The sequence below is a fragment of the Serratia sp. HRI genome, assembly GCF_010119335.3.
Lineage (GTDB): Bacteria > Pseudomonadota > Gammaproteobacteria > Enterobacterales > Enterobacteriaceae > Serratia > Serratia nevei.
This window is the reverse complement of record NZ_CP083690.1, coordinates 4,718,360-4,745,269: the sequence shown is the minus strand read 5'-3', so window position 1 is coordinate 4,745,269 and position 26,910 is coordinate 4,718,360. Positions and strand designations below refer to the sequence as shown.

The following is a 26,910-nucleotide window of genomic DNA, read 5'->3' as shown; positions in this document are numbered from 1 at the left end:
CGTAAACCCACCTGCACTCACGCCCGCCGCACACTGGTGGCATGAAAACCCAAAACGCATGTTCCATTGCCTATGCGGTACTCAATTCCGCGATGTTCGCGCCGATCGGCGGTGACGGCTGGTGTCAATTGATGCCTGCTGGCCGCGTCAAGGCCCGCGACGGGCGTCCGGAAAAACCAGCAGAAGGCTGGCTGATCGACAAATCCACTTGCGAACGGCTTGTGTCACGCCTTGTGGCGCTTAATCAGCCAATCAAGGTCGATTACAACCATCAAACACTTTACAAGGGGGAAGCCGCCCCCGCTGCTGGATACATTCACGCCAGTCCCGACAATTTCGCCTGGCGAGATGGCGATAAACCCGGCATTTACGTTCGACCTGATTGGAATCCGCCGGCAGTGCGGAGCCTGGAAGACAAAGAATATGCCTGGCTGTCGCCAGTTATGGGCTATGACACTGTGACCGGCGAGCCGGTTGAGCTGCGCATGGTCGCTCTGACTGGTGACCCCGGCCTGACCGGCATGGAATCGGTTGTCGCACTGAGTGCAGACGATCTCTTCAATGCCCTCCAACCCTCGGAGTTTCCCATGAATGAAAAACTACGCCAGTTGCTGGCGAAGCTGGGCATTACTGTGCCCGAAAACGCGCAACTGACCGACGAGCAGGCCACGGCGGCGCTGTCGGCAGTGATCGAGCTGCAAACCAAAGCCGGCAGCGCCGACAGTTTGCAAACCCAGGTTACCGCCTTGTCCGCCGAGGTAGAGACTGCCAAAACCGGGGCCGTGGACTTGACCAAGTATGTGCCACGCGACACCTACGACGCACTGCGCACCGACTTTGTCGCGCTGAGCGCCAACCATTCCACCGCGACGCTGGCGCAAGTCCTGGACGATGCCGAGAAAGATGGCCGCATCTTCAAATCTGAGCGCAGCTACTTCGAGCAGGTGGGCGGCCAGATTGGCGTTGCGGCGCTTTCCGCACAGTTGCAGGGCAAACAGCCGATCGCGGCGTTGGCCACCATGCAGACCCAGACCGTTGACACCCCGGCGACCAAGGTCGCGGCCCTGTCAGCGGAAGACATCCAGACATGCCGCCTGCTTGGCATGACCGAGGACGAGTTCCGTAAGGCCAAAGAAGAGGACGCCAAATAATGCCAACCCCAATCACTCCCGCCCAGATCACCTCGTTAATGACGGGCTTTCGTCGCGACTTCCAGGGCGGCCTGACGGCGGCTCCGTCGCAGTATCAACAGATTGCCATGACGGTGCCGTCAACCAGCAAGTCCAACACCTACGGCTGGCTGGGGCAGTTCCCGCAGTTCCGTGAGTGGATCGGCGCGCGCGTCATTCAGCAGTTGAAAGCCCACGGCTACATCATCACCAACAAGACCTGGGAAGACACCGTCAGCATCAACCGTGACGATTTCGAGGACGACAACCTGGGCATTTACAGCCCGATGTTCCAGGAGTTGGGGCGTCAGGGCGGCGTGCAGCCGGACTTCCTGACCTTCAAGGCGCTGGCCGATGGCGACAAGACCGCCTGCTACGACGGCCAGAACTTCTTTGACGTCGATCACCCGGTCTACCCCAAGGCCGACGGCTCCGGTACGGCGGAAAGCGTCAGTAACTTTTATACCCAGCAGGTGCCACCCGCCAAAGAAGGCGATCCGGCGACGCCGTATGCCGGCCCGCGCTGGTATCTGCTGGACTGCTCCCGCGCCGTGAAGCCGCTTATCTTCCAGAACCGCCGCAAGCTGGAACTGGTGGCGCAAACCAATATCGCCGAGGGCGTGGCCTTCACCGACAACGAGTTCGTCTTCGGTGCCTCCATGCGTAACAACGTCGGCTACGGCTTCTGGCAGATGGCTTACGCCATGCAGGCCGAACTGACCGCCGACAACCTGTGGCTGGGTTGGCAAGCGATGCGCGCCTTCAAAGGTGACGGCGGCCAGCCGCTGGCCCTGAAACCGACGCATATCGTCGTCCCGCCATCGCTGGAGAAAAAGGCTACGCAGTTGCTGGAGCGGGAACTGTACGCCGACGGCGGCAACACTGTTTCCAACGAGCTGAAGGGCAAGTTGAAACTGGTAGTTGCGGACTACCTGTAAGGCCTCGCGCGGCGGGCATTGCCCGCCATATTCCGACTTTCAAGTGAGAGTATTTCGATGAGTACACCCATCATCACTGACACATCGCCGACGTTGCCTGCCCTGGTTGAGCAGATGCGCGCGCTCTACAGCGAGCACTACCGCCAGTACTGCGACTTGCAAGAGCTGGGGCGCACATTAGGCGTGGTGCCGGTTAGCGAACCTATCCCGGAGCAACTGCCGGCAGAGGCCACCGCGTTAATCCCCGCTTTTGTTGAGGTGGCTTCTCGCCTGGACACATTGGCCAGGATGAACCGGGATTTGCAGTCGGCGATCCAGGCGGTGTTCTGAACGGCATTTCAACCGGGTTTATCCCGACTTTAAAACCTGTTTAAAGGGAGAGTGGCGTGTCATGTCTACACAACTACCTGAAACACATCACCAACAGTCTGAGCCGTTGGATCCAGCACGTTCGGCAACAGCTTTCAGCGCGGTTATCTGGTGTCCGCGCCCGGCCTACCGCCGAGCGGGCTTCACCTTTACCCGTGGCCGCACCACGTTGGATCCGGTTACGCCTGAACAGCTTGCCATCCTGGAGCAGGATCCGTGCCTCGTTGTGGAATCATCTTCGCCGGCAGCGCTGCAACCTACGCAACCGGGGGCCGTGGACGATTCGGGCGTGGGTGGCGTAACGCCGGCACAAATCCGCGCGGCTGTCGCATCACTCGATAGCGAGAACACCGAGCACTTTACCCAGGCGGGTAAACCGCGTGTGGCTGCCGTTGTCGCCGCGCTCGGCGCAGAGGTCACCGGCAAGCAAATCGAAGCCGCCCTGGCGGAAGGCGAGGACGACGCATGATTTACGCCACCGTCAGCGATATGCAGGCCCGCTATAAAAAAAGCAGCCTGGATCTGCTCACCAAAGCCAAAAGCGAAGACAGCAAGCCGGACGATGCCTTTATCGTGTCGGCACTGAGCGACGCGGGCGGGCTGATTGACAGCTATATCTCCGCCCGTTACGTCCTGCCGCTGTCGGTGGTGCCGCAGGCGCTGGCGCAACAGTGCTGCGCCATTGCCTTTTATTACCTCAACGATCAGCGCGCCACCGACCAGACTCGCCTGCGCTATGAAGATGCCTTGCGCTGGTTGCGTGATGTTCGAGACGGGAAGATCCCCCTGGGCACCGACAGCGCCGGCGACGTGCCGGAAAGCGAGGATTACGCCCAGGTGATTTCCGATCCGCTGGTGTTTTCCCGTGATCAAAAGGGGTTCATCTGATGATTGCCACCACTGAAAAAGCCTTGCTCGAGGCTATCGAGTCGCTGTTTGGCTCCACTTTGCAGCAATGCGGGACACATCCCGGCACCTGGGACGACGTGGCGATCAAGCACATGCTTCTCAGCCCGCCGGCGATTTATGTCGCCTGGCTGGGATTCGGGCCGGGTCGCACCCGCGCGGAAGCAGAGAGCCGCTGGGTGTTTTATGTGGTGGCTGAACGCCTGAATGGTGAGGACACCAATCACCTGGGCATATACCAGATGATCGACCGTCTTGTTGGTGGCATCAACGGCCAGCGATTCGGGCCATCCTCCAACATGCACCTGACCAAAGCGCAGAACCTGTATACCGACACGCAGGATGCGGCGGGCGTCGCCCTTTATGGGTTGTACTTCTCCGCCATTACCCCTGTGAGCATCGGCCCGGATATTGCCACGCTGGACGATTTCGAGCGCCACTATCAGACCTGGCAAATGCCAGACGGGACGCCGGCATTCAAGGCTCACATCAATGTTAACGGCCCAACCCCTAAGGAGTAACGCCGTGTCAGATTTCACAATTAAACCGGCCCCCGGTCGCGCCGTGCGTGATCCGCTCACCCTGGCCTTATTGCCGGCCAACGGCGATCGCAAGCCGCGCAGCGGTTACTGGCTGCGTCGCCTGATTGATGGCGATGTGGTGGAGGTCGAGACCCAAAAGGCCAAATCCCCTAAACCAAAGGATGAAGCGCAATGAGCATTTCATTTAAAGAGATTGGCGGCGATATCCGCGTCCCGCTCACCTACATCGAGTTTGACAACAGCAACGCGGTATCCGGCACGCCGGCCCCTCGCCAACGCGTGTTGATGTTTGGTCAGTGCGCCATGACCGGTAACAAGCCCGTCGGCACTGCGCCGCTCAATACGCCTCTCCGGGTGTATTCCGCCTCCCAGGCCAATGACGCCTTTGGGCGTGGCTCCATGCTGGCGCTGATGGTGGCAAAGTTCATCGAGATCAACCGTTCGGCTGAGCTGTATTGCATTGCCCAGGGTAACGGCACCGGCAGCGCCGTGGCCGCGACCATCACCCTGTCCGGCACTGCGTCCGATAATGGTGTGCTGGCGCTGTATGTCGCCGGCAAGCGTCTGGCCGTGACCGTCTATAAAGACGATACCGGCGCAAAGATTGCCGAACGGGTGACGACGCTCATCAACAACACCAGTGAGCTGCCCGTCACTGCCGAGACCGTTCCCGATGCCGGCGGCGCTAAAGCAGACGACACCCATGCGGACGTGAAACTGACGGCCAAGTTTATCGGTCGCTCGTCCATCACCGACGTGCGTTTCAACTATTACACCCAGGAGGCCACGCCGCCTGGGGTGATTGCGGCGGTGACGTATCCGACAGGCAATACCGGCAACCCCGATATTGCCGCCAGCATCGCGGCAATGGGCGAGCTGCAATACAAATATATCGTCATGCCGTACCTGGACGAGCCGAACCTCAACCTGCTGCGCACCGAGCTGCGCGATCGCTGGGGGCCGGTTAATCAGGCTGACGGTTTCGCCGTGACGTCCTATCACGGCACGCTGGGGGACATTACCGCCTTTGGCATCAGCCGCAATGACCACCTGATTTCCTGCATGGGCGTACCGCCAACGCCGGAGCCGCAGTATTTTTGGGCCGCCAGCATCTGCGCTGTCGCCGCGCAGGCGTTGACCATCGATCCGGCCCGGCCATTGCAGACGCTGGTGATCCCCAATCGTATGCCACCGCCGCTGGAAAGCCGCTTTGCCTGGCCGGAGCGTAACTCGCTGCTGTGCGACGGGATTTCGACCTTTACCGTCAATGACGGCGAAGAGGTGCAGATTGAGCGTTTGATCACCATGTACCGCACCAACAGTTTCGGCGATCCGGATCCGTCGTACCTCAACGTGAATACCATCGCCACGCTGAGTTACCTGCGTTACTCGACACGGCTGCGCATTCAGCAGAAATTCCCGCGCCACAAGCTGGCTGACGATGGCACCCAGTTTGCGCCAGGGCAACCGATTGTGACGCCGTCCATCATCAAAACGGAGCTGTTGGCCCTGTTTGGCGAGTGGGAGGAAGCCGGCCTGGTGGAGAACTTCACGCAGTTTGCGGACGAGTTGATTGTTGAGCGTAACGCCAACGACCGCGACCGCATCGACGTGCTGGCCGGCCCGAACCTGATTAACCAGTTCCGCATCTTTGCGGAGCAAATCCGCTTCATTTTGTAAGGAATCGCAATGTCAAACCCAAACCAGTATCAGGGCGTCGCCTACATCCGGGTCAATGGCCAGGAACTCCCCACGATGGAAGGGGCCACCTTTACTCCGTCAGGCAGCGTGCGCGAAGTGGTCAAGGGTGCCCGCGTCTGGGGCTTCAAGGCCAAACCGCAAGAGGCGACGCTCGAGTGCAAGCTCGCCGGCGGCAACGGTATCTCAGTTCAGGATATCCAGTCTTGGGATAACGTCACCGTCGAGTTTGAAGCCGACACCGGCGAAAAGCACATGATGGCGAACGCCTGGACGTCCGACGCCACCACCATCACCGACGGCGGGGAGATCTCCGCCAAGTTTGCCGCCCGCGCCAGCAAGCGCATTGCCTAAGAGGTTGCTATGGAAAACGTAAATACTGAACTCACCCAGGCCGACAACACGGCGCAGCAGGATCCGGCAACAACCGCCGCACTGCTCGAGCAGGAAATTATGGCCGAGCTGCAAGCCGGCGCGTTGCAACTGAAAGACGGCCTGCCGTTCGGCATCGGTGCCGACTGCGTGATGCAGTACGCCGTGACCTTCCGCGAGCTGACCACCGGCGATGTGATTGACGCACAAACGGCCTCTGAAATTCCGGTCACGACCGCCGAGGGGCCAATGCTGGTCAGCTCGCCGTCCAAGATGGGCGTCGAGATGTTGCGCCGTAGCATTGCGACCGTCGGCAGTATCAACGGCCCGCTGTCCGTGGCGCTGCTGCGCCAGCTTAGCCAGGCGGATTTCCACCGCCTGTCATTGGCGCTGGAGCTGCGCGATTTGGCGCAGGCCGCCTCTTTGAGCGCCAACCGGGGGCGAGTGGTTGCGGTGTCGAGCACAGATTGAGCAGGCGGCCATTGCCGTCGGCATGATCATGAAGGGCGGCCCCACCTGGGCGATGGGGCTGCCCCTTTCTCAACTGCTTCGATACTGCAAACAGGCAGAGCAACTCGTTAACAGGAAATAATTTGTATGGCCGGACAACAGTTACGCGCATCTATCATCGTTGACCTGGTTGGCAACATTGCCAACCGGGCGCGCCAATATGGCGGTGCGGTGGAGCAGATGGCCCGCCGCAGCCAGTCAGCGCTGCGGGGATTGCGTAGCAGCGTTGTTTCTGTCTCCGCCGGCATCGACAAGATGGGCGCAGCGGCATCGCGCTCGTTCGGAATTATCTCCCGTGGCGCAATTGGCGTTGCGGCGGCGGGCTACACCGCCAACAAGCTGTTTATTAACCCGGCATCTACTCGAGAAAACTACCGCATTGCCCTTAACTCCCAATACAACGGCGATAAGGCCAAAGCCAAGGAGGCGATGGACTGGGCGATTAAAAATGCCAAGGATACGACCTGGGGCCTGACCGGCGTCATGCAGGAGATGGTGTCGTCCAAAGGCTTCGGCATGGATGATAAACAGACCCGTGCCTTTATCGGCATGTTGCAAGATCAGGGCGCGTATCGTGGTTGGGACTTAACGGCAGCTCAGGGGGCTTCACTCCAACTCAAACAGATGTACTCCCGCCAGCAGATCACCGCGCAGGATGCCAACCTGCTGACCGGTTATGGCGTGAACGTCTACCAAATCCTGGCGGATAAGTTGGGTAAAAGCGTCAAAGATGTTCGCGCTGCCGGTGAAAAAGGGTTGTTGGGGCCTAAAAGTATTCAGCTGCTGTTCCAGGCCATGACCGAGCAGGCCAAGGGGGCTCAGGCCAATGCTATGAACACCTGGACGGGACTGACAGCTCAACTCGGCGACGTTTGGGATGATTTTGCCAACAAAGTCATGGATAAAGGCCCGTTTGACCTGCTGAAAAAACAGGTCAAGGGGGTTTTGACCCAATACGACGCAATGGGGAAACCAGGTAAAGGTGGCAAAAGCGAACTCGATGTTTTAACCGATAAAGTCGCAACTGAGCTGGTCGGGGCTTTTGACCTGGCCAAAGGGGCTGCTACCGGGCTATGGGATGCGGTTAAAGGGATTGCCAGCGGTCTCAAGTGGATCAACGAGAATGTTGTTAGCCTGGAAAAAGTGGGCAAGGCGTTGGTCGGCATTTACGCGGCCAATAAACTGCTGCGCCTCGGTGGCCGAGCCATCGGCGGTACGTATCGCATGGTTTCCGCTCCCGTTCGTGGTTATCGCTGGCTACGCAATCGCCGCAAGGGAAAACCCGGTGTGGGGGATGCCATGCCGTCCGTTACGGGCGCATTCGGCGTGCAGCAGGTGTTTGTCACCAACTGGCCGATGGGCGGTCTCGGCGGCGGTTTTGGTGCTGACGTCGGCACCAGCAAATCCCGCAAAGGCCGCCGCAAAAAAGGCCCTGGCCGCAATCTTCCCCGCAATGTCTCCGTCGCTGCCGCGCCTGCCGCCGCGAAACGGGGCTTCTTTGGCCGTATGTTTAGCGGTGCCGCCTCTCTCGCCGGCAGTGCGGCGTCCTGGGTAGGCAACTCCAGCCTCGGCAAAGGACTGGCCAGCATCGGGCAAAAATCCAGCAGCATGATCGGCTCAGCCGGCAAGTGGATCGCTAACAGCGGTTTCGGCCAGGCTGCCGGCAAAATTGCCGCTCAGGGCTCGAAAGCGTTGGGCTGGCTAGGCCGTGTCGGCAGCAAGCTCGGCGGCCCGGTGCTGTCCGCGCTGACGCTGGCCCCGACGTTGCTGGACGATGAGGTTTCCACCCGCGACAAAGGCAGCGCGATCGGGGCGACGGCGGGAGCCTGGGCGCTGGGTGCGGTCGGTTCACTCGCTGGCCCGATTGGTACGGCTGCCGGTGCGACCCTTGGCGGCTATCTTGGCGATTACCTGGGCGGCTGGATGGCGGACTTGTACACCCAATGGGAAGGTGGCCCGAAAGACAGCAGCGCTACGCAACCGCCGCCGGAGCAAAAAGTACAGGCTGACGCCTCGCTGCGCATCTCGCTGGCGGATGGCTTGCAACTGACCAGTACCAAAATTACCGAGGACGGCATGGGCCTGAACGTGTATGACGGCAACAACTATTACCCGTTCTGACGAGGTGTGAGCGATGTTTGAAGATATTTTAGGTTCCGTTAACAGCGCCCGTAACAGCGTTCAGAACGCGCTGGGCGTGACCAACAACAGCGCCGGCCTCGGTTCGTTCCGTGGGGTGTCTTTCTACACATTCCGCGAGCAACGCCAAACCGGCGGTCGCCGCATCGTCAAGCGCGAATATCCGCTTCGCGATGAAGGCGGTGCGATTGATTTGGGGCGCAAGTTGACCGAGCGCACCTTCACCGCTTGTCTGCTGGGAAAAAATGCCAAGACGCAATGCGACGCGCTGCTTGAAGCCCTCGACGCCGCCGGCGCGGGCGAACTGATGCACCCGGAGTATGGCACCCTGTCGGTGCTGGTTGATAATTACGAATGCCGGGCGGTAGCCGATGAACTGGACTATTACGAGTTCACGATCACCGTCTACCCGGAGGCGACCTCCACCGCGCCGGAGATCCAGGATAATACCGGGCAAGCGGTGGCAGCCCAAACCGACAGTCTGTTCGGTGAGCTTGGCGACACGCTTGCCGGTGCCTGGAGTGTGGTTCAGGAGGGCATTCAGGACGCGACGACCGTGCTGGACGCCATCAATGGCGTATTTGATGACATTTACAACGCCGTGGAAAATATCGGCATCATGGACGATGTGAATCGGCTCATGGGTGCCATCACAGCGGTTCAGGGCAATATCGAGGGGTTAATCAACACTCCGTCCATGCTGGCGGCCAACGTGCTCGGCGCGCTCAGCGGCATCACCTCCGTCACCGATGCCTCATCCTCTTATCGGGCCTTCGAGCGACTGGGCGTACACCTGTCTCGCCGGGCGGCAGGCATCGACACCAGCCACATTTCACCCGGTGCCGCGAAAAATGTGCAGGCGCTGTTTCATGTTGCCTCAACCGGCGCGTTGGCCAGCCAGACGCAGGCGGCATCCGGCATAGTCACGCTGGCGCTCGAGCGCGATAGCTATCAGGCCCGCAGCCTGTCGCAATCGCCTACGTTGTTCGTTGCCACCGCTGCCGGCAGCTCTACCGCATCGCCAACCGTGGCCGCCAGTTTGCAGCAAAACGTTAACCAGAAAGCCGCACAAAACAGCCTGCTGGGCGATTCGCACGCAGATACACCCGCACCGGCAAGCGTGCCGCTGTTTGAGAGCGCAGCGGACATTGCCCGCGTTGCGACCGCCCTTAGCCAGGCGCTCGACAGCGCGATTTTGACCGCTGCGGATGCCGGTTTTACCCGCTCCAGTGCCGCATTACGTCAGTTACGCCTGGTGGCCATCAACGACCTGCAGGTGCGCGGGCTCCAACTGGCCGGCGTTAGCCTGGTCATTCCCAAGCGTACCGAGCCGGCGCTGGTGACGCTGTATCGCCAAACCGGCAACAGCCGGCAGCACCAACGCCTGGCGCGCCGTAACGGTATCGCTAACCCGCTGTTTGTACCTGGCGGTGTCGCTATCGAGGTGATTAATGAGCCAGGTTGAGCTGCGCATCGATGGTAAGGTCTTTACCGGCTGGACGAACGTGAAGATCAACCGCTCGATTGAGTCGCTGTCGGGCTATTTTGACCTGGGCGTGATGGTGCAGCCGGATACTGACTTATCGTCATTGGCCACCGGTAAGGCCTTTACGCTCAGTATCGATAACCAATGCGTGATCACCGGCTGGACGGATGGTCGCACCCGCCGCATCAGTGGCGACAGTCTGGAAATCAGCATTGCCGGCCGCGACAAGACCGGCGACCTGGTGGATTGCGCCGCCATCTATCCCGGCGGCCAGTGGAAGAACCGCACGCTGCATCAGATTGCGCAGGACTTGTGTAAGCCGTTCGGCGTAACCGTGCGCTGGGAGCTGACCGACAGCGAGTCCGCCGCGCCGTTCGCCACCTTTACGCTCGACCATTCCGAGACCGTCTATGAAGCGCTGGCGCGGGCCGCCCGCCACCGTGGTGTGCTTGTCACCAGCAACGCTGCCGGCGAGCTGGTCTTCACCCATGCCGACGCCCAGCAAAGCGACATGCTGGTGCTCGGTGAGAACCTGTTGTCGGTGGATTTTGAGGAAGACGATCGCGATCGGTTCAGCGAGTACCGCGTCAACGGTTATGCGCGGGCCAACGGCAAGGTGGGCGACACGCTCAACGCCAGCAAGATAGCCAGCCAGAAAGGGATTGCCCGCGATGCCGGCATTACCCGTTACCGTCCCACTATCGTGATTGCGGACAACAAGATTGACGGCAATACCGCCAATCAGCGTGCCTTGCGCGAGCAGCGCCGGGCGCTGGCCAAGTCGCAGACCTTCGAGGCCAAACTCGATAGCTGGTTTCGGGCCAATGGCGCGCTGTGGATGCCGAATCTGTTGGTGGGTATCGATGCAAAAAAATTCGGCATCACCGTTACCTCGCTGTTAGTGAGCAAGGTGGTGCTGTCGCTCGACGATCGCGACGGTCTGACCACCACGCTCACCCTCGCGCCGCGAGATGGTTTTCTGGTGCCGATTGAACCGGACAGCAAGGGCAAAGGCAGTGCCGGCACCAACAAGGGCGGCATCGATGCGCTGGCGGAAGAATATTACAAGAAACACCCGGAGAAGCGGCCATGAATGAAAGCACCTTTTCGCGCCTCACCGCCCCGATCATGCGTCGCCTGCGCCTCATGCTGGGCCGGGCGGTGGTCAATATCGTCAATGACGGCCTCAAGGCGCAGAACTTGCAGATCACCATGATGGGTGACGATGTTCCCGACGATGTGGAGCGCTTGCAGAACTACGGACAAATCAGCGTACCACTGGCCGGTGCCGAGGCGATCATTGTCTGCATTGGCGCGCAAAGCGATCACAGTATCGCCCTGGTGGTGGAAGACCGACGTTATCGTCCCACCGGTCTGCCTGCCGGCGACACCGGCATTTACCACTATGAGGGCCACCGCCTGCGTCTGACCAAGGACGGGCGCGCCATTCTGACCTGCAAGACGCTGGAGATTTACGCGGAGGAAGGCACGACGGTGGATACCCCGAAAACCACCTTTACCGGCGAGGTTGAGATCCAGAAGAACCTGGCCGTCCAAGGTGGTGTGAACTCCCAGGGCAACCTGACCGCCCCGAACGCCATCCTGGGCGGCAAAGATACGCTGAAACATACCCATGAAGAGCATGGCGATGGCGGCGGAACCACGGGGCCAATGCAATGACCGATATCGCGATAGTTTGGGTGAACGGGCGCGGCAATATTCAACAAGCCGGTATCGATATGCTGACGGACGATTCGTTGACCACGGAAGTGATTATCTCGCTGTTTACTGACCGGCGGGCGCTGGACTCCGACGACCTGCCGGGCGGTGACAGCGATCGGCGCGGTTGGTGGGGCGACAGCTACCGCGATCGGCCTATCGGTTCCCGGCTGTGGCTGCTGTCTCGCGAGAAGACGTTGCAATCGGTACTGGATCGGGCAGCGGCCTACGCGCTGGAGGCCTTGACCTGGTTAAAACAGGCCGGGCGGGTGAATAAAATCACCGTATCCGCCAGCCAGCCTCGCGAGGGATGGCTCCAGCTGGATATCGAGTTGCGGCTACCGTCCGGCTCCACCGTTCCCTTTTCATTTAAAGCACAGTTTACCGGGGTTTAAATGCCGTATAACGCACCTTCATTATCGAACCTGATAGCGCAGACCCAGCAGGATATCGAGCAGCGCCTGCCCGGCTCCTGGCCACAGGTCAGAGAGAAAACACTGGAGGCGCTGGCGTATGCGCAGGCCGGGTTGGCTTCCGGGGCTCATGAGCATTTGTCCTGGGTCGCCCGGCAAATCATCGCCAACGAGGCCGACGAAGCCGAGCTGCTCAAGCATTGCCAGTTTTGGGGCGTGAAGCGTAAGCAGGCGAGCCGCGCCGTCGGCAACCTCACCGTCACCGTTTACGCCGCCGTGACCATTCCGGCCAATACGCGCTGGCAGCGCCCGGACGGGGCCATATTCACCAATGCCGAACCGCTGAGCACCGACAAGGCCGGTAACTTTACCGTCACCGTCGCGGCGGTGAATGCCGGCATTGAGGGCAACACGCCAAAAGATACGCCGCTGACGTTGGTCACGCCGTTGGATTCGGTGCAGGCGCAAGCCACAACCAGCGGCATTGTGGGCGGTGCCGATATCGAGTCCGTTGGCGAGCTGCTCGCCCGCCTGGAATTTCGCGTGCAATATCCGCCAGGCGGTGGCACGCAGCATGATTATGAGCGCTGGGCGCGCGAATGCGCCGGCGTGACACGCGCCTGGTGTTTGCCGACCTGGAAGGGGCAAGGCACCGTGGGCGTCGCATTCGTGCTGGACGGCAACGAAGATATTTTCCCATCGCCGGCGGACGTCAAACGGGTTGATGATTATATCTCCGGGCATAGCGATCCGGTCACGGGCCAGCTTGTCGGTAAACCGTTAGGCCCGACCGTGACGACGTTCGCGTTAACCCCGCGTCCGGTCAATATGACGATCCGGATCTCGCCGTCTAACGACGAGACGAAAATGGCCGTCAAGAAGGCGCTGGTCGCCCTATTTTACAACGAAAGCAAGCCTGCCGGTTCCATCATACCGTCGCACATCAACCGGGCGATTGCCGGCGTCTCGGGCCTTGTCGATTTTGAGTTGATCTCGCCAACGGGCATCTCCTATGCCGGCGCAGCAGAATTACTCACCGTGGGGACCATCACATGGCGATGACAACGACGCCGCACCAGCAGGCTTTCCTGCAATTGCTGCCAAACGGCTTAGCCTGGGATAAACGGCCTGACGCGCCGCTCAGTGATTTGAGCCTGGCGCTGTCAACATCGATGGGTGCCGCTGATGCCATTGGCGATCAGCTACTGGCCGAGCGCTTCCCAAATAATGCCACGTTGCTGCTGGAAGATTGGGAGCGCTTTTTAGGGCTGCCGGATTGTGCCGGCGAAGATGCGACGATCCAAACGCGCCAAATTGCTGCTGCTAACAAAATGCGCATGGTTGGCAGCCTGAATAAATATTTCTACGAAGATTTAGCCAGGCAATACGGTTATGACATTGAGTTGACGCCGTCTGACGACGGCCAATATACGACGGATGTGAACGTTAAAACGGGCGTGACGTATCGCAATGCGACCGTGCTGGATAATTGCTTAACACCACTGCGCGTTTATGACGCCGGCACGTTGGAATGTTTATTAGAGCGTTATAAGCCCGCCCATCAGGTATTTAAATTTATTTACCCGGACTGACCGGAGGAAATGGTATGTATTTTTTAGATAATAACAGTGGCGTTAATGCCATGCCGCCAATCGCACCGGTTAATAGCACGGCGGTACGCTGGTTCACCGAAGGCTCAGGCAGCTTGCCGCCAAGCTGGCCGGGTATGGATTGGTTTAATATCATTCAGGCTGAATTAATTGGCGTCCTAACCGCTGCCGGCATGTCACCCGATAAAGCCCGCGTAGACCAATTAGCCGCAGCGATTAAATCGATTATCGGTAGCGACGCGCTGCTGAAAAAGAATTACCTGAGCGAAATTAAAGAAGCCGGTGCAGCGGCGCAGAAATCGGCCAGGGATAATTTAGGGTTGGGAACGGCAGCGACAAAGAACGTAGGAACAGCCACTGGTAACGTGATGGAAGTGGGCGCATTTGGCCTTGGGGGGCAGGGTTTAGTTCTCAGTGAAGCAACAGATGCTGCATTGATGAAAGCCGCAAAAGCGAAAGGTTCCTCATTTGTTCGAAGTAACGCACGAGGTCCGTCAGTACCCGTCTACGGCGCAGGCTTTTATTCAACATCACAAGATACAAACACCATGATTACCGCGGACTACGCCACCGCAAATGTTGTTGTGATGACAACCCGTGATGCTGATGCGGATGCGCCAAAGGTTAATGTACTGTATGGCACAGCCAATAAACCAACGGCTGCTGATACAAACGCCGCCGATATGCGTAACAACTTCGCCGCCCGAATGGGGGTATCCCGCGTATTAAGCGGCGGCAATAAACCCACATCCCCCGGCGTATGGAGTGTGGAGAATAGCCAGTGGGCAGCTGTTCCGTGGGGCTCCATTCTGTGCACCACCAATAGCAGCGACCTGTCCAGCAATGAAGGGCAAGGGAAGTTCTTGCATTATTTGCAACTGTCACACGAGGCGGGCGGTAAGCCCGGACTTCGCGCGGCGGTAAACGTCAATGGGACATTCAGCGGCTGGCAGCAGGTGTTAATGTCTTACGGTGGCACTATGAGCGGCCCGTTGACCACGCCATATGTCGCAAGCACTCCCAACGTAATGCCTGAGGGCGCTGGTGCATTCTCCGATCAACTGAATAGAAAAGCACCGTTCTATCAACCTAATTGGCAATGGCCCGTAACTTCTGGCGATCTTTATGTGCCAATAGCTAAAGGCGTGGCGACCCGACAAGGACAAGGTTATCCATCCGCAGTGAGTTTTGGCTATCTGCTCAGCGGTACGCCGAGTTTTGCTCAAGCCTGCATCCATGTGAAGGGAGATAATGCCGATTTTAATTGGCGATTTGACGCAAATAGCGGGAACTTTTATTGTCCCGGCGGGGTTTATGCTGCTGGTGCTATCTTCCATGTCGACGGGAATATTACCGGAAATATTTGGGGGGGCTATCTCAGTAACTGGTTGAATAATCAATTCGTAGCCCGTGATAACAATATCAATACTCGTGCCACCTGGGATTACGTGAATCAGAACTTTGTGCGTGATATTCGCTTAGCTAGCCGTGGAGAAATTATCACCGATGGTGCCTTAACTGAGGCACCATGGGGCGCAGTTATTACAGGAGGCAACGGCAACGAAGGTAATCAGGTAGGGATTATGTTATTCCGCTATCTGCAAAAAAACGTGAACGGTAACTGGTATACGGTGGCATACGCATGAATCAATATGGCCCTTTTAAACTTTATACGCCCTTGCCGGGTACGCCCGCTGGCGAGATGGCTAACCGCATCAAAGCGCAATTTATCTGCACGCCGGACAAGCAAGACTGGTATGAGCTTCAAAAATCTTTCGCACGCAATACGCTAAAGGTGGTTTATGCCGAGAACGGCGTTATCACTCAGGCCAGCGACGATGCCAGCACGCTATGGCCCGTTGATGCTTCTGTGGCTGAAATCCCTACAGAGCAAATACCCAAGGGGTTTGCACTGCCGCTGGCGGGTGCTGACTGGCAATACAACGGTCAGCGCGTTGTACCTCGCGTATATACACCAGAAGAGCAGCGAGCAATGGCAGAGCGCCGCAAGCAGGCACTTATGGCGGAGGCTGAATCTGTGTTAGCCCCATTGGAGCGAGCGGTACGTCTGGGAATGGCAACCAACGGCGAGAAATCGCGTCTGAATGCTTGGGAGATTTATTCAGTCAAACTCAGTCGCGTTGATACTAACAACGCTGAATGGCCGACTAAGCCCGAGTAAGTAAAAAGCCCGCGATATTTCGCGGGCTTCTATATTGGCTCCCCGGTGTTGGTGAGCATTTAGATTGTTTTGCTATGCTTCGTGAATATAGAACGAATAAAACACCAAAACTTATTGAACATTCTTTTAATAAAGGGCGGTGGTTTGCAGTCTTCGCAGTAGTCAGGCTCGGCATTGATCCAGGTGGCCGTCTCAGCAATCCATCGTCCACACACTTTGCAGAATACCATGTTCATGACGAATCCTTTGCGGTGAAGAAGACCTAAAAACTGTACAGGCATTCGCATCTAGCGTTCAAATAGATACTACAGATCAATTATCGTGTTATTGATCGACGTGGCCGATCGATTAGCGAGCGAGAGGGAGCGTACTACGTTATAATGCATAGGTTTTCTAATAAGGGAGCCTGTCTAATGCGTGAGATTCGTTGTGCGCGCTGTAGTAAACTGTTAGCCAAGGCCGCATTTAGTCATTTGCAAATCAAATGTCCACGCTGCAAAGCCTTTAATGATATGCAGGCCGAGAGCCTCTCACAGAGCACCGCTGAGTGCCCCACAGGAAAAACGCAAAGTGGGGAAAATCAATCGATCCAGAATTCTTACACCGCCCCAACTCATTGAGTATGGCGGCGAGATAGTCGGCTATGGTTCGCCTGAGCTAAGGGTTGAAACCATATCTTGCTGGCTAGCCCGGACAATCGTCTGTGCCAAGCATTACAGCAAGCGCATCGTCAACAACTCCTACCTGCACCTGGGCATTTTTTCAGGTCGTGAGTTGGTTGGCGTGATGCAGTGGGGTTATGCCCTCAACCCTAACAGCGGAGCGCGCGTTGTTATCGGTACTGGCAACCGGGAATATATGGAGCTAAACAGACTCTGGCTGCATGACAAAATGCCTCGTAATTCGGAGTCACGCGCTATCAGTTACGCTTTAAAAGCCATTAAACAGCTGTATCCATCGGTTCAATGGGTTCAATCGTTTGCAGATGAACGCTGTGGCCGTTTTGGGGTTGTCTATCAGGCGAGTAATTTCGACTACGTGGGGAGCCATTACTCTCGCTTTTACGAACTGGATGGCGAGTGGTATCACGAAATTGCAGCCAATGCCGTCAAGCGTGGTGGCGCGCGGGGTCGATATCTGCGAGAGAATATGGATCGCGCGACTGTGCATCGCTTCCAACAGTTTCGCTACATCCGATTTTTAAACAAAAGAGCCAAGAAGCGCCTCAATACTAAGTTATTCAGCCCGAAGCCGTACCCCAAGCCTGAGGAGAGAGAATAGACAGTTTGCATTCAAGGTGATCCACTTAATCGTGGATCGCTTTATTTGCAAAAGTGGATCACTTTGCGTGCGCGGCTTCACGGGATATCGTCGAGCGCAACGTCCGATTGGCGCAGGCGCTGGGTGCGGCGTTAGCGGCCGACGACGGCTTCCATTTGCTGGCGCCGGTGAATTTGAACGTGGTGTGCTTCGCGCTCAGCCGCCCGCTGGGCGACAGCGAAGCGGCGCGCGATCGCTTTCTCGAGCGCCTTAACCGGCACGGCGTGGTGCGTTGCACCCCAACGACCTATAGCCATCAGCCGGGGATCCGCGCCGCGCTGGTCAACTGGATGACGGAGGAACGGGACATCCGGCTGGCGCTGGACTCGCTGCGCCACTGTCTGCCTGAGACGGCCTAAGGCGCGCGGCGCTACCCGAGTTGGAAGGCCTGCAAACGCCGCGCTTGCCGCCCGTCATCGCTGATGTTATCCGGCGACAGCCAGGCGGCAAAGGCGGCGTGTCGCGCCGGCCATTCCGCGTCGATGATCGACAGCCAATCGGTGTCGCGCGTGCGTCCTTTGACGACAACCGCCTGGCGGAAAGTGCCTTCGTAACGGAAACCCAAGCGCTCGGCGGCCTGGCGCGAAGGCAAATTGAGGCTATCGCACTTCCATTCGCAGCGCCGATAGCCAAGATCGTCAAACAGATGCCGCAGCATCAGGAAAATCGCCTCGCTGCCCAGCGCGCTGCGCCTCATCAGCGGCGACCAGTTGATGGTGCCCAGTTCGGCCACGCCGTTGGCGGGATCGATGCGCAAAAAAGCGCAGGTCCCCACGGCGCGTCCGTTCGCCTGATCGACCACCACCATCGTGTTTCTGTCAGCGCTGGACGCCTGAGCCTGGAGATAACGCTGGAAATCCTCGCGCGTCTGCGGCCGTTCCCAAAACAGATAGGTCCAGTCTCGGTCATCCTCGGCGGTTTGGTAAGCCCGATAGAGCTCATCCCCCCAGCGCTCAAGGCTAAGGGGCTCAAGGCGGCAAAACCGCCCTTGCAGTAACCTGTGACCGGGCAGGCCTGCCGGCTGCCAATGAGGAAGGGCATCGCCTATTGGCTGCCCATACTGATTCTGTCTCACTGCGACATCCTGCTTTTGAAAGGTGGAAAGGCAAGTTAAAACCAACGCGGGCCGGAGACAACTCCGACCTGCCCCCGCCCCGCTGGCGCGGACAACAGGATGATAGTTTAGAAAAACAACTCAATCACCGTTAAATATTCACCAAAATTATTTCAAGCGAAATAAATACCCATATAACCCATTGTAAAACGGTGAGTTATAGCAACAATTAAGCTACACATTTCAGCCACAACGGGCTTTGTTGAATAAATCAGATTTCGGGTAAGTCTCCCCCGTAGCGGGTTGTGTTTTCAGGCAATACGCACGCTTTCAGGCATACCTGCTTTCGTCATTTTGTTCAGCGCTCGTACCAGGGCCATAGCCTCCGCAACCTGACCATCGTAGTCACGCAGCGTCAGTGAACCCCCGAACAGCTGTTTTACCCGGTACATCGCCGTTTCCGCTATCGAGCGACGGTTGTAATCTGTTGTCCATTTCCACCGCGCATTACTCCCGGTCATTCGCTGATTAGCCACTGCACGGTTACGGTCTGCATATTCACCGGGCCAGTAACCCGCACCTTTTCGGGGAGGGATAAGCGCGCTGATTTTCTTACGCCGCAGTTCATCGTGACAGAGCCGGGTGTCGTAAGCGCCGTCTGCCGATGCTGCCCTGATTTTTCTGTGAGTCTGCCGGATAAGACCCGGGAAGGCTTCTGAGTCCGTCACATTGTTCAGCGACAGGTCTGCACAGATGATTTCATGTGTGTTGCTGTCAACTGCCAGATGCAGCTTACGCCAGATACGGCGGCGTTCCTGGCCATGCTTTTTGACTTTCCACTCGCCTTCACCGAAGACCTTCAGCCCGGTGGAATCAATCACCAGATGCGCGATTTCACCCCGGGTGAACGTTTTGAAACTGACATTAACCGACTTTGCGCGCTTGCTGACACTGGTGTAATCCGGGCAGCGCAACGGAACATTCATCAGTGTAAAAATGGAATCAATAAAACCCTGTGCAGCCCGCAGGGTCAGCCTGAATACGCGTTTAATGACCAGCACAGTCGTGATGGCAAGGTCAGAATAGCGCTGAGGTCTGCCTCGTGATGAAGGCGTTGCCGACTCATACCAGGCCTGAATAGCTTCATCATCCAGCCAGAAAGTTATGGAGCCACGGTTGATGAGGGCTTTATTGTAGGTGGGCCAGTTGGTGATTTTGAACTTTTGCTTTGCCACGGAACGGTCTGCGTTGTCGGGAAGATGTGTGATCTGATCCTTCAACTCAGCAAAAGTTCGATTTATTCAACAAAGCCGCCACAACGTTAACTTTTTTTGGTTGTTATGATAAAAAAAGAAGTGATTATCATTATCAAATAAGGAGAGAAAACATTCAACTTAATGATTTTTATCGTTAAAAAAACAAAAAACCGAAAGAACACTTTTTAGCCACTCAAAAAGTGCACTGAAAATCCTCAAAAATCTAACACATGAATTTTTTTTAAGACTTTTCCTAGCAAACTAAAATTTTGTTTCGTGACATGATGAACAGAATCTCGGCAAGCAATGTCAGCAAGCGCGGGCGCCAAGCGCAAGTCAGGCCGATCGCGTCAACGCCGAGCGATCAGCAAATCTCTCTGACTTAAGCCAAACTTATAGATTCATGTGATTAATAAGTTTAGTATGAAAATATCATTGAGTGCCGTCGTGTTTATTGATAGAACACTGGCTACACTGAATTATTGCTCCATTTTGCCTTTCGGCTTTTTAGGCTTTTTCTCATATTACCGCAGTAAAACGGATTTAAGTGGGGGTGCGATATGCCAACGATCATCATGGATTCATGTAGCTATACCAGATTGGGATTAACCGACTATCTGACTTCGCATGGCGTGAAAAAACGCCATATTAATGCCATCGAGGATATTGACAGCCTGCATGAAAAATGCAGCAAGTTGAATCCAAGCCTGGTGTTTATTAACGAGGACTGCTTCATCCACGAAGCAAACGCCACCGAGCGAATAAAACGGGTGATTTCACTGCACCCGGATACGTTATTCTTCATCTTCATGGCTATTACCAATGTACATTTCGACGATTATTTATATGTTCGCAAAAACGTTATCATATCGTCAAAATCCATCAAACCAGAGACTATGAATCAGCTACTTAGTCACTATCTCGAGAGAACGTCCCTACGGGCGGAGAAGTCCTCTCTGGACCAAACGCCGGTAACGCTGAGCCAGACCGAATCGAACATGTTACGCATGTGGATGTCCGGTCAAGGCACCATCCAGATATCAGACCAGATGCAAATAAAGGCCAAAACGGTCTCCTCCCACAAGGGAAACATCAAGCGGAAAATAAAGACGCACAACAAGCAGATCATTTACCACGTTGTTCGTTTGACCGATACGCTGACCAGTGGAATATTTGTCAATAGCCGTTGAGCCGCAGAGAATGCCCCCACTCTGTTTTGTCGGCCGTTAAATATCCGGTGATAAAGTCACCTGGATATCGGATACTGGAACCACCAAAAGAATACCTGCTGCGCTATCCCCCGCTAGCGCAGCGGGTATTTTTTTGCCGTCGATAAAAAAAATCTTACCGCAATGAAATAATCTCAAAATGGACAATTTCATTAGCAAATTAATGAGATTAACCGACGTTACTGCCCATGCTCGCGACATGGCTCCACAAACGTCCCGTCACGGCTGTCGATTTCATTAAAAAACCATACGCCCGCCGGATAGTCTTCAAGAGAAACCAGATACATAGTCCCTTCGTTGAATACCTCTACGGCCAGAATGACGCCCTCGCGCCGCGGGCCGCCGTCTGTTTTTACCGTCACTCGATCGTTAACCTGCATACCGTTCCCCATCATTTGCGATTGGCATCAGTGTATGACAAAACCCAGGGGGAAGGACACCGCCCCGCGCCAAGCCGGCCTCGCTCTCAGCGTAGCAGCCGCCCGGATTTTCACTTTCTTAACGGTTTGGCCGCAGAATCTTAAGCCGGCCTCGCGTAGCCTGTCTTCAGGCGTTTCCCCCCAGAGAAGCGCTCGCAAATGAAGAAGTAACAAGGAACTTTTGCCCGCAGACTTGCGGGCTTTTTTTTTGCGCACCGCCGAATTGCAGGCATAAAAAAAGGTTCATCGCGCTTTACCGGGGAACGCTGCTTTGATTTTCAGGAAGAAGTAAGCGTTATCCCGGTATCCATAGGCCATCCGCTTCATCACTTTTATCTTATTGTTCATCCCTTCCAGCACGCTGGTATTCAACCTGTGTCTGGCACTCGCGATGATGCCACCGGCATACCCTTTCAGTTTCTCGGCGAAGTGTTGCAACGCCTTGATTCCGCTTTCCTGAGACTGCCTGTACCAGCTTACCCAGCGTCTCTGCGCCTCTTGTTCACTCGGGGCGTACCACAGTTCTTTCAGCGCTGTTTTCATCAGCCAGACCACATTCAACGGCTGATTCGCCTCCAGCAACTCCGTGAGCTTTACCTCATGCCCTTCGGGCAGGTTTTCGGGGTTGCGCAGCAGCAGCCAGCGGCTGCGTTTGATGACCTGACGCGATTTTGGGTTATCACGGAGTTGATTGGCCTGGTCGACGCGGACCCGGTCGATAACCTCCCGGCCATACTTTGCCACCACATGGAACAAGTCATAGACCACTTCCGCCTGCGGGCAGTGATGCCTGACTTCCAGGTCTAACGCCGTATTCATATCCATGGCGACAGACTGGATAGCGGCACAGCCTTCAGCGCCCAGCCAGACGAAGAAGGGGCGGAAGGCCGCTCTGCTGCGGCCTTCGCCCACCCACAACACCTGTTGCGTATCCGCATCCATCACCACGGTGGCATAACGATGTCCTTTGAACAGGGCGAACTCATCCATCACCAGACGGCGGAGGGTATGGCGCTGCGGCTCTGTCCGTTCCCGCAGCAGACGCCGGTAGTCGATATTCTTGACCGTATGCCAGTGCAGTCCGGTGAGTTGTGCAACATGTTTAATCGGCAGTAAACGGACCAGTGACTCAACCCATACGGATAGCGTCGTGGTATATCTCTGGCGTTCAGGCAACCAGCTGATTTTTTCGGTGGTGACCCCGCAATGGGGGCAACACAGGCGCCGGACGGGGACGTTGAGCCAGACGACCCAATCGAGCAGCTGGCGTTCACGCACTCGGCGGAAGGAAACATCATGCACAACAGGCACCCGCCGCTCACAACGACGACAACAGGGCATGACGGCAGCGTCAGGCTGGAGCTGGATAAGCAGGGAGTTGGCAGAAGGATGCGAGAAGGAATTGACGATAAAGCCTTCCCAGAACAGGGAGCAAAGGTTAGCATTCATAGTGACGGCAGTTTTGAAAGTTTAGGGTGTGTTTTGGCGAATACAAACCTAAACGTTCTGACTGCCGTTTTCTATTGGTTCACGCTAAAGCGCGATGAACCTAAAAAAACCCGCCGCGGCGGGTTTTTTTCAATCAGCGGTAGACGCCAATTAGATAGCGGTAACGTTAGCCGCAGATGGACCTTTCGCACCGTTCTCGATAGAGAACTGTACGTTCTGGCCTTCAGCCAGGGTCTTGAAGCCTTGATCCTGGATAGCAGAGAAGTGTACGAATACGTCTTTGCTGCCGTCTGCTGGGGTGATGAAACCAAAACCTTTAGCTTCGTTGAACCACTTCACTTGACCTTTGATCATGTTGGACATGTCTAATTTCCTTCAATAATAATGTTAGCCGCCATGGGCGAGATAGCCGGTCATCAGTTACTTATGGAGGCACTGGAAAGGAAATTCGTCAGAGAAGGGCTATCCGGGATAACGCTTTAAATTTGAACTACTTTACTCAAAATGTCGTGCATAAATAGGTCTGTACCACAGGCCGACATCATTAACTCACGAGCGAGCGGCAATAGCAACCTTTTTCGCCGTGCAGGGGCGTTAATCTCGGCTAAGCGCACAGGATTTGACCCCGCCCGCCTACGGGATCGCCACCTTCCCCCCCATTTCATCGAAGGCAAATGATAGTAATTATCGTTACGCTGTTTTATAGTTGTACAAAGAAATCATTCAGGGAGATTCACCATGCCAAGATGGCTCACATTACCGGCCGCCAGCGTTACCGCCCTGCTGGTCTTTGCTGCTTGCAGCGCCCCACTGGGCGCGCTGGAGCTGAATTATCAGCCACCAGAGCCCAGCATTGCCCCGTCCCCAAAACCGGTGGCTCCGCCGGGGCCGGCCCCCAAGGCGGCGAAACCGCCGATTACCTGGGCAGAGGCACGCGACAAGAACGGTTTTCGCGTCGATATCGAATGCGATCATCCAGGCTGCAGCAAGCCGCGCGCCAAACCTTATCCCGCCTATGAGGGCCCGGTGAAGAAAACCGATCGCCGCCGCCAATCCGATCCTTACTCCACCAATCAGGATCCCGATTACAACATTCAGTTGGGCTATGAGTGGTAGCAGCGCTTTCGGAGTAATACCTATATCAGCCGCCCTCGCCGCTGCATAGAATAGCGCCAGTTCACCACTCCTCCTGGTGTTGAACACAACAAGCTGTGTTGCAAATCTTTATGCGCCTCCCTATAGGCGCTTTTTTTTGCTCCTCCCTCATGCCCGTTTCCCGATTACAGATTGCTCTCATTGCCCCGTAAAGTGATGAATGTCACAAATACGCCTCCTTGCCATTCTTATTCGGAGGTGATGTTCATGGCCACAGGATCCCTTGCCCTCTTGGCTGCCTTGGCCGGCATTGCGGGCTATTCGCTCTATAAACACTTAAAATCTCAGAAGAAAAGCACATTCGTTCGCCCGCACGATCGGTAATAGATAACGTGTTTACACCGCAAAGGCGCGGCACGCCGCACGCCGCGCCTTCGTGGACCGTCATGTTTTCATCACAAAAATGTCACAATATGGCCATATGATGATTCGCGATTATCCGCTCTGGCTTAACACCAAGGATTTCGCCCATGACCATAATTAAAGCTGCAAACCATCAGGAAGCAGAAAAGCTCATCCGCGCCGGCACAGCCAAGAAAATCGAACTGGCCTACGATATCGGCAGCGATGACTTCTTCCAGCTTGCCAGCCTGTGGTGCGATAAAGGCGCCAAGATCTCCAAAGGGAAAGAACACTTTATCGTCTCGTTAAAAGGGTTCCGCATCCCCCCTAACGATTGATATCCAGCCGCCCATCGCGGCGGCGTCCTCCCTTTCTCGCAAAACCGCTCTATTCGACCACGCGCACCTCATTCGATTTCGCTAAGCTAACAGCAGACTTTATTGCGGGCGTTCCGCCTGGATAACCACGTCCGCCACGATGAGGAGAATGAGCATGTCAACAAATGCAGCGCAGCCCGGCACGATGAAAGCCATTGAGATCAGCCAACCCGGCGCTCCCGAGGTTCTGGTCGTCACCGAACGCCCGATGCCCGTCCCGCAAGCGGGCGAACTCCTGGTGAAAATCGCCGCCGCCGGCGTTAACCGCCCCGACGTGCTGCAGCGTCAGGGGAACTATGCGCCACCGCCCGGCGCTTCGGATATCCCCGGCCTGGAAATCGCCGGCGAAGTCGTCGCCATCGGTGAAGGCGTAACTCACTTCGCGCTCGGCGATCGGGTTTGTGCCCTCATCGCCGGCGGCGGCTATGCCGAATACTGCACCGTGCATGAAAGCAATGCGCTGCCGGTGCCGGCGGGCCTGAGCCTGACCGAGGCCGCCGCGCTGCCGGAAACCTTCTTTACCGTCTGGGTCAACGTGTTCCAGCGTGGCCACCTCAAAGCCGGCGAAACCGTGTTGATCCACGGTGGCACCTCCGGCATCGGCACGGTCGCCACCATGCTGGCAAAAGCCTTCTGCGCGCAGGTGATCACCACCGTTGGCTCCGAAGAGAAGCGCCAGGCCAGCCTGGCGTTGGGTGCCGACGTGGCGATTAACTACCGCAGCGAAGATTTTGTCGCTCGCACCAAAGACGCCACCGACGGCAAAGGCGCCGACGTGATCGTCGATCTGATCGCCGGCGACTATGTGGCCAAGAACTATCAGGCCGCGGCGATGGAAGGTCGCATCGTACAAATCGGCACGCAAAATGGCGTGGTAAAAGAGCTCAATCTGATGCCACTGCTGTTGAAACGCCTGACCCATACCGGTTCAACGCTGCGCTCGCGCAGCGTCGCGGACAAAGCGCAGATTGCCGCCGATCTGCACGAGAAGGTTTGGCCGCTGCTGGAGCGCGGCGTCCTGAAGCCGCAAATTTTTAAAACCTTCCCGCTCGAGCAGGCCGCCGCCGCGCATGCGCTGATGGAGTCCAGCGAGCACATCGGCAAGATCATGTTGACGTTCTGAAGCCGTTCCCCGCAGCCTGCGCTGCGGGGAAACCAATGCCGCACTCAGGGAATGATGCCACGGCGGCGGAACTCATCGAACAGCGAGAAAAACATGGCTTCGGTTTCGACAAACTGATGGAAACCGAAACGCCGCGCCTTGCTGCCGTCCGCGAACATGTCATAGTCCCAGGAAAAGACGAAGTCGGCGAAACGCCAGCCGGCCACCGCGCGATAGTCCGGTTCGGTCAATTGGTGCCGTTGCACCAGCTCTCGCCACAGCATCGCTTTGTCCGCCATCATGCTCTCCAACGGCATCGGCAGCGGCGGCGCGCATTCCAGCCCGAAGTAAGCGGCGATTTTTGGCCACATCTCGCTCCACCGAAACAGATCGCCATTGTTGATATTAAACGCCTGATTGGCCGCCGCCGGTTCGGTCGCCGCCCAGAGCGTGGCACGCGCCAACAGCCCGCCCTCGGTCATTTCCAGCAGGCTGTGGTAAGCGCCCAGTTTGCCGGGGAAACGCAACGGCAGCCCAAGCGCTTTACTGATCGACGCGTAAACCGCGATACTTAACGCCAGGTTCATCGGATTGCCGAGAGAGAAGCCCCCCACCACGCTCGGGCGAATGGCGCTCCAATGCCAACGTTTGCCGGCCTGACGCTGCACCAGATACCGCTGTTGCGCCATGTTAAACTCCGGCGGCATATGCCCGGCGTCGCTTTCACGCGCCGGTGTTTTAAACGGCCCCAAATGGGCGCCATACACCTTGTAGCCCTGCATCAGGCTGATATGCTCCAGCGCCGGCGCGATCGGCTCCAGCCCCTCGACGACGTGTTGCAACATCTGCAGATTGGGCGCCACCAGGCCTGCCCAATCCGGCGCATCCTGATAGGCGGCATAGAAGACGTGGCTAATCGCGCTCAGCGGCCGCAGCGCGTCGCGCGTTGCCTCCGCATCCAGCAGATCCACCTGCAGGTAGCGCACACCAGGCGCCGGTTCCCCACCCCGGCGCGAGACACCCACCACGGGCCAGCCTTGACCGGTCAGTTCCTCAATCAATCGGCGCCCTATTACGCCATTGGCGCCGATCACTAACGCCTGCCGCTTTGCGTTCATCTTGTCACTCCTCGGGTTGTCGATGCCCCGAGTGTT

31 protein-coding genes and 1 pseudogene are annotated in these 26,910 nt (G+C 56.9%); 26 read left to right on the top strand and 6 right to left on the bottom strand.

Annotated features, from left to right (window positions below; genetic code table 11):
• Positions 1-41: 41 nt before the first annotated feature.
• The 22 genes and pseudogenes from GF111_RS22725 to GF111_RS22620 form a co-directional block, all read left to right on the top strand.
• The gene (locus GF111_RS22725) at positions 42-1,151 is read left to right on the top strand and encodes a phage protease (RefSeq protein WP_047730393.1); all 1,110 of its coding nucleotides are present in this window, start codon (positions 42-44) and stop codon (positions 1,149-1,151) included.
• Entirely contained in the window at positions 1,151-2,107 is a 957-nt protein-coding gene (locus GF111_RS22720) for a Mu-like prophage major head subunit gpT family protein (RefSeq protein ID WP_047730392.1), read from the top strand. The genes GF111_RS22725 and GF111_RS22720 overlap by 1 nt, the downstream gene beginning before the upstream one ends.
• A 57-nt stretch (positions 2,108-2,164) precedes the next feature.
• Complete coding sequence (locus tag GF111_RS22715; RefSeq protein WP_047730391.1) at positions 2,165-2,437, top strand: hypothetical protein; 273 nt, start codon at positions 2,165-2,167, stop codon at positions 2,435-2,437.
• A 61-nt stretch (positions 2,438-2,498) separates the two neighbouring features.
• Positions 2,499-2,945: an HI1506-related protein gene (locus tag GF111_RS22710; protein WP_047730390.1), complete on the top strand. Its 447-nt coding sequence runs from the start codon at positions 2,499-2,501 to the stop codon at positions 2,943-2,945.
• A complete protein-coding gene (locus GF111_RS22705; protein WP_047730389.1) occupies positions 2,942-3,364 on the top strand; it encodes a gp436 family protein in 423 nt (140 codons plus the stop codon). The genes GF111_RS22710 and GF111_RS22705 overlap by 4 nt, the downstream gene beginning before the upstream one ends.
• The gene (locus tag GF111_RS22700; protein ID WP_047730388.1) at positions 3,364-3,903 is read left to right on the top strand and encodes a DUF1834 family protein; all 540 of its coding nucleotides are present in this window, start codon (positions 3,364-3,366) and stop codon (positions 3,901-3,903) included. Before GF111_RS22705 ends, GF111_RS22700 begins: the two co-directional genes overlap by 1 nt.
• A gap of 4 nt (positions 3,904-3,907) precedes the next feature.
• Positions 3,908-4,099, top strand: a complete 192-nt coding sequence (locus tag GF111_RS22695) for a DUF2635 domain-containing protein (RefSeq protein ID WP_224217761.1) — start codon at positions 3,908-3,910, stop codon at positions 4,097-4,099.
• Entirely contained in the window at positions 4,096-5,604 is a 1,509-nt protein-coding gene (locus tag GF111_RS22690) for a phage tail sheath subtilisin-like domain-containing protein (protein WP_047730386.1), read from the top strand. Before GF111_RS22695 ends, GF111_RS22690 begins: the two co-directional genes overlap by 4 nt.
• Positions 5,605-5,613: 9 nt before the next feature.
• Positions 5,614-5,976 carry a phage tail tube protein gene (locus GF111_RS22685; RefSeq protein WP_047730385.1) on the top strand — a complete coding sequence of 121 codons (363 nt, stop codon included), beginning with the start codon at positions 5,614-5,616 and terminating at the stop codon, positions 5,974-5,976.
• A 9-nt stretch (positions 5,977-5,985) separates the two neighbouring features.
• Positions 5,986-6,465: a phage tail assembly protein gene (locus GF111_RS22680; protein ID WP_080346915.1), complete on the top strand. Its 480-nt coding sequence runs from the start codon at positions 5,986-5,988 to the stop codon at positions 6,463-6,465.
• Positions 6,466-6,591: 126 nt separating this feature from the next.
• Positions 6,592-8,625 carry a tape measure protein gene (locus GF111_RS22675; protein WP_047730384.1) on the top strand — a complete coding sequence of 678 codons (2,034 nt, stop codon included), beginning with the start codon at positions 6,592-6,594 and terminating at the stop codon, positions 8,623-8,625.
• 13 nt (positions 8,626-8,638) lie between these two features.
• Positions 8,639-10,108 (top strand): DNA circularization protein, encoded by a 1,470-nt coding sequence (locus tag GF111_RS22670; protein WP_047730383.1) that lies wholly within the window; start codon positions 8,639-8,641, stop codon positions 10,106-10,108.
• Positions 10,095-11,222 carry a phage baseplate assembly protein gene (locus tag GF111_RS22665; protein ID WP_047730382.1) on the top strand — a complete coding sequence of 376 codons (1,128 nt, stop codon included), beginning with the start codon at positions 10,095-10,097 and terminating at the stop codon, positions 11,220-11,222. Before GF111_RS22670 ends, GF111_RS22665 begins: the two co-directional genes overlap by 14 nt.
• On the top strand, positions 11,219-11,809 hold the full coding sequence (locus GF111_RS22660) for a phage baseplate assembly protein V (protein WP_047730381.1): 591 nt from the start codon (positions 11,219-11,221) through the stop codon (positions 11,807-11,809). Before GF111_RS22665 ends, GF111_RS22660 begins: the two co-directional genes overlap by 4 nt.
• Positions 11,806-12,243 carry a phage GP46 family protein gene (locus GF111_RS22655; protein ID WP_047730380.1) on the top strand — a complete coding sequence of 146 codons (438 nt, stop codon included), beginning with the start codon at positions 11,806-11,808 and terminating at the stop codon, positions 12,241-12,243. The genes GF111_RS22660 and GF111_RS22655 overlap by 4 nt, the downstream gene beginning before the upstream one ends.
• Positions 12,244-13,323 (top strand): baseplate J/gp47 family protein, encoded by a 1,080-nt coding sequence (locus GF111_RS22650; protein ID WP_047730379.1) that lies wholly within the window; start codon positions 12,244-12,246, stop codon positions 13,321-13,323.
• Entirely contained in the window at positions 13,314-13,853 is a 540-nt protein-coding gene (locus GF111_RS22645; RefSeq protein ID WP_047730378.1) for a YmfQ family protein, read from the top strand. The genes GF111_RS22650 and GF111_RS22645 overlap by 10 nt, the downstream gene beginning before the upstream one ends.
• A 14-nt stretch (positions 13,854-13,867) precedes the next feature.
• The gene (locus tag GF111_RS22640) at positions 13,868-15,517 is read left to right on the top strand and encodes a hypothetical protein (RefSeq protein WP_154235537.1); all 1,650 of its coding nucleotides are present in this window, start codon (positions 13,868-13,870) and stop codon (positions 15,515-15,517) included.
• Complete coding sequence (locus GF111_RS22635; RefSeq protein ID WP_047730377.1) at positions 15,514-16,053, top strand: tail fiber assembly protein; 540 nt, start codon at positions 15,514-15,516, stop codon at positions 16,051-16,053. The genes GF111_RS22640 and GF111_RS22635 overlap by 4 nt, the downstream gene beginning before the upstream one ends.
• A 380-nt stretch (positions 16,054-16,433) precedes the next feature.
• Positions 16,434-16,673, top strand: a complete 240-nt coding sequence (locus tag GF111_RS26775) for a Com family DNA-binding transcriptional regulator (protein WP_071845386.1) — start codon at positions 16,434-16,436, stop codon at positions 16,671-16,673.
• Positions 16,561-17,334, top strand: a complete 774-nt coding sequence (locus tag GF111_RS22625; RefSeq protein ID WP_229704739.1) for a protein mom — start codon at positions 16,561-16,563, stop codon at positions 17,332-17,334. Before GF111_RS26775 ends, GF111_RS22625 begins: the two co-directional genes overlap by 113 nt.
• 32 nt (positions 17,335-17,366) lie before the next feature.
• A pseudogene (locus GF111_RS22620) lies at positions 17,367-17,732 on the top strand (aspartate aminotransferase family protein); the annotation flags it as partial.
• 11 nt (positions 17,733-17,743) lie between these two features.
• On the opposite strand, the gene GF111_RS22615 reads toward GF111_RS22620, so the two are convergent.
• Both GF111_RS22615 and GF111_RS22610 read right to left on the bottom strand, forming a co-directional pair.
• Entirely contained in the window at positions 17,744-18,385 is a 642-nt protein-coding gene (locus tag GF111_RS22615; RefSeq protein ID WP_080213379.1) for a GNAT family N-acetyltransferase, read from the bottom strand.
• A gap of 353 nt (positions 18,386-18,738) precedes the next feature.
• Positions 18,739-19,707, bottom strand: coding sequence for an IS5-like element IS903B family transposase (locus GF111_RS22610; protein WP_000654805.1), 969 nt, complete (start codon positions 19,705-19,707; stop codon positions 18,739-18,741).
• Positions 19,708-20,243: 536 nt separating this feature from the next.
• Here GF111_RS22610 and rcsA point away from each other — a divergent pair.
• Positions 20,244-20,873, top strand: a complete 630-nt coding sequence (rcsA, locus tag GF111_RS22605) for a transcriptional regulator RcsA (protein WP_033635078.1) — start codon at positions 20,244-20,246, stop codon at positions 20,871-20,873.
• 218 nt (positions 20,874-21,091) lie between these two features.
• On the opposite strand, the gene dsrB is transcribed toward rcsA, so the two are convergent.
• The 3 genes from dsrB to cspE all read right to left on the bottom strand — a co-directional run bounded on the left by dsrB (position 21,092) and on the right by cspE (position 23,143).
• Complete coding sequence (gene dsrB, locus GF111_RS22600; RefSeq protein ID WP_038877309.1) at positions 21,092-21,292, bottom strand: protein DsrB; 201 nt, start codon at positions 21,290-21,292, stop codon at positions 21,092-21,094.
• 282 nt (positions 21,293-21,574) lie between these two features.
• Positions 21,575-22,780 carry an ISL3 family transposase gene (locus GF111_RS22595; RefSeq protein ID WP_071845285.1) on the bottom strand — a complete coding sequence of 402 codons (1,206 nt, stop codon included), beginning with the start codon at positions 22,778-22,780 and terminating at the stop codon, positions 21,575-21,577.
• A 150-nt stretch (positions 22,781-22,930) separates the two neighbouring features.
• Positions 22,931-23,143 carry a transcription antiterminator/RNA stability regulator CspE gene (gene cspE, locus GF111_RS22590; protein ID WP_004935122.1) on the bottom strand — a complete coding sequence of 71 codons (213 nt, stop codon included), beginning with the start codon at positions 23,141-23,143 and terminating at the stop codon, positions 22,931-22,933.
• Positions 23,144-23,518: 375 nt separating this feature from the next.
• Here cspE and GF111_RS22585 point away from each other — a divergent pair, with 375 nt between their 5' ends.
• The 3 genes from GF111_RS22585 to GF111_RS22575 all read left to right on the top strand — a co-directional run bounded on the left by GF111_RS22585 (position 23,519) and on the right by GF111_RS22575 (position 25,777).
• Positions 23,519-23,896: a hypothetical protein gene (locus tag GF111_RS22585; protein WP_038872120.1), complete on the top strand. Its 378-nt coding sequence runs from the start codon at positions 23,519-23,521 to the stop codon at positions 23,894-23,896.
• Between the two features lie 509 nt (positions 23,897-24,405).
• Entirely contained in the window at positions 24,406-24,615 is a 210-nt protein-coding gene (locus GF111_RS22580; protein WP_004935132.1) for a hypothetical protein, read from the top strand.
• Positions 24,616-24,769: 154 nt separating this feature from the next.
• Complete coding sequence (locus GF111_RS22575) at positions 24,770-25,777, top strand: NAD(P)H-quinone oxidoreductase (protein WP_038872122.1); 1,008 nt, start codon at positions 24,770-24,772, stop codon at positions 25,775-25,777.
• Positions 25,778-25,821: 44 nt separating this feature from the next.
• Here GF111_RS22575 and GF111_RS22570 read toward each other — a convergent pair whose 3' ends face one another.
• Positions 25,822-26,874, bottom strand: a complete 1,053-nt coding sequence (locus GF111_RS22570) for an SDR family oxidoreductase (protein WP_147191459.1) — start codon at positions 26,872-26,874, stop codon at positions 25,822-25,824.
• Between the last annotated feature and the right edge of the window lie 36 nt (positions 26,875-26,910).

Excerpts from the sequence above, each read along its gene's own strand:
- GF111_RS22725 (WP_047730393.1), top strand. The coding sequence starts at position 42 with ATGAAAACCCAAAACGCATGTTCCATTGCCTATGCGGTACTCAATTCC.
- GF111_RS22720 (WP_047730392.1), top strand. The coding sequence starts at position 1,151 with ATGCCAACCCCAATCACTCCCGCCCAGATCACCTCGTTAATGACGGGC.
- GF111_RS22715 (WP_047730391.1), top strand. The coding sequence starts at position 2,165 with ATGAGTACACCCATCATCACTGACACATCGCCGACGTTGCCTGCCCTG.
- GF111_RS22710 (WP_047730390.1), top strand. The coding sequence starts at position 2,499 with ATGTCTACACAACTACCTGAAACACATCACCAACAGTCTGAGCCGTTG.
- GF111_RS22705 (WP_047730389.1), top strand. The coding sequence starts at position 2,942 with ATGATTTACGCCACCGTCAGCGATATGCAGGCCCGCTATAAAAAAAGC.
- GF111_RS22700 (WP_047730388.1), top strand. The coding sequence starts at position 3,364 with ATGATTGCCACCACTGAAAAAGCCTTGCTCGAGGCTATCGAGTCGCTG.
- GF111_RS22690 (WP_047730386.1), top strand. The coding sequence starts at position 4,096 with ATGAGCATTTCATTTAAAGAGATTGGCGGCGATATCCGCGTCCCGCTC.
- GF111_RS22685 (WP_047730385.1), top strand. The coding sequence starts at position 5,614 with ATGTCAAACCCAAACCAGTATCAGGGCGTCGCCTACATCCGGGTCAAT.
- GF111_RS22680 (WP_080346915.1), top strand. The coding sequence starts at position 5,986 with ATGGAAAACGTAAATACTGAACTCACCCAGGCCGACAACACGGCGCAG.
- GF111_RS22675 (WP_047730384.1), top strand. The coding sequence starts at position 6,592 with ATGGCCGGACAACAGTTACGCGCATCTATCATCGTTGACCTGGTTGGC.
- GF111_RS22670 (WP_047730383.1), top strand. The coding sequence starts at position 8,639 with ATGTTTGAAGATATTTTAGGTTCCGTTAACAGCGCCCGTAACAGCGTT.
- GF111_RS22665 (WP_047730382.1), top strand. The coding sequence starts at position 10,095 with ATGAGCCAGGTTGAGCTGCGCATCGATGGTAAGGTCTTTACCGGCTGG.
- GF111_RS22660 (WP_047730381.1), top strand. The coding sequence starts at position 11,219 with ATGAATGAAAGCACCTTTTCGCGCCTCACCGCCCCGATCATGCGTCGC.
- GF111_RS22655 (WP_047730380.1), top strand. The coding sequence starts at position 11,806 with ATGACCGATATCGCGATAGTTTGGGTGAACGGGCGCGGCAATATTCAA.
- GF111_RS22650 (WP_047730379.1), top strand. The coding sequence starts at position 12,244 with ATGCCGTATAACGCACCTTCATTATCGAACCTGATAGCGCAGACCCAG.
- GF111_RS22645 (WP_047730378.1), top strand. The coding sequence starts at position 13,314 with ATGGCGATGACAACGACGCCGCACCAGCAGGCTTTCCTGCAATTGCTG.
- GF111_RS22640 (WP_154235537.1), top strand. The coding sequence starts at position 13,868 with ATGTATTTTTTAGATAATAACAGTGGCGTTAATGCCATGCCGCCAATC.
- GF111_RS22635 (WP_047730377.1), top strand. The coding sequence starts at position 15,514 with ATGAATCAATATGGCCCTTTTAAACTTTATACGCCCTTGCCGGGTACG.
- GF111_RS26775 (WP_071845386.1), top strand. The coding sequence starts at position 16,434 with ATGCATAGGTTTTCTAATAAGGGAGCCTGTCTAATGCGTGAGATTCGT.
- GF111_RS22625 (WP_229704739.1), top strand. The coding sequence starts at position 16,561 with ATGATATGCAGGCCGAGAGCCTCTCACAGAGCACCGCTGAGTGCCCCA.
- rcsA (WP_033635078.1), top strand. The coding sequence starts at position 20,244 with ATGCCAACGATCATCATGGATTCATGTAGCTATACCAGATTGGGATTA.
- dsrB (WP_038877309.1), bottom strand. The coding sequence starts at position 21,292 with ATGCAGGTTAACGATCGAGTGACGGTAAAAACAGACGGCGGCCCGCGG.
- GF111_RS22595 (WP_071845285.1), bottom strand. The coding sequence starts at position 22,780 with ATGAATGCTAACCTTTGCTCCCTGTTCTGGGAAGGCTTTATCGTCAAT.
- cspE (WP_004935122.1), bottom strand. The coding sequence starts at position 23,143 with ATGTCCAACATGATCAAAGGTCAAGTGAAGTGGTTCAACGAAGCTAAA.
- GF111_RS22585 (WP_038872120.1), top strand. The coding sequence starts at position 23,519 with ATGCCAAGATGGCTCACATTACCGGCCGCCAGCGTTACCGCCCTGCTG.
- GF111_RS22580 (WP_004935132.1), top strand. The coding sequence starts at position 24,406 with ATGACCATAATTAAAGCTGCAAACCATCAGGAAGCAGAAAAGCTCATC.
- GF111_RS22575 (WP_038872122.1), top strand. The coding sequence starts at position 24,770 with ATGTCAACAAATGCAGCGCAGCCCGGCACGATGAAAGCCATTGAGATC.
- GF111_RS22570 (WP_147191459.1), bottom strand. The coding sequence starts at position 26,874 with ATGAACGCAAAGCGGCAGGCGTTAGTGATCGGCGCCAATGGCGTAATA.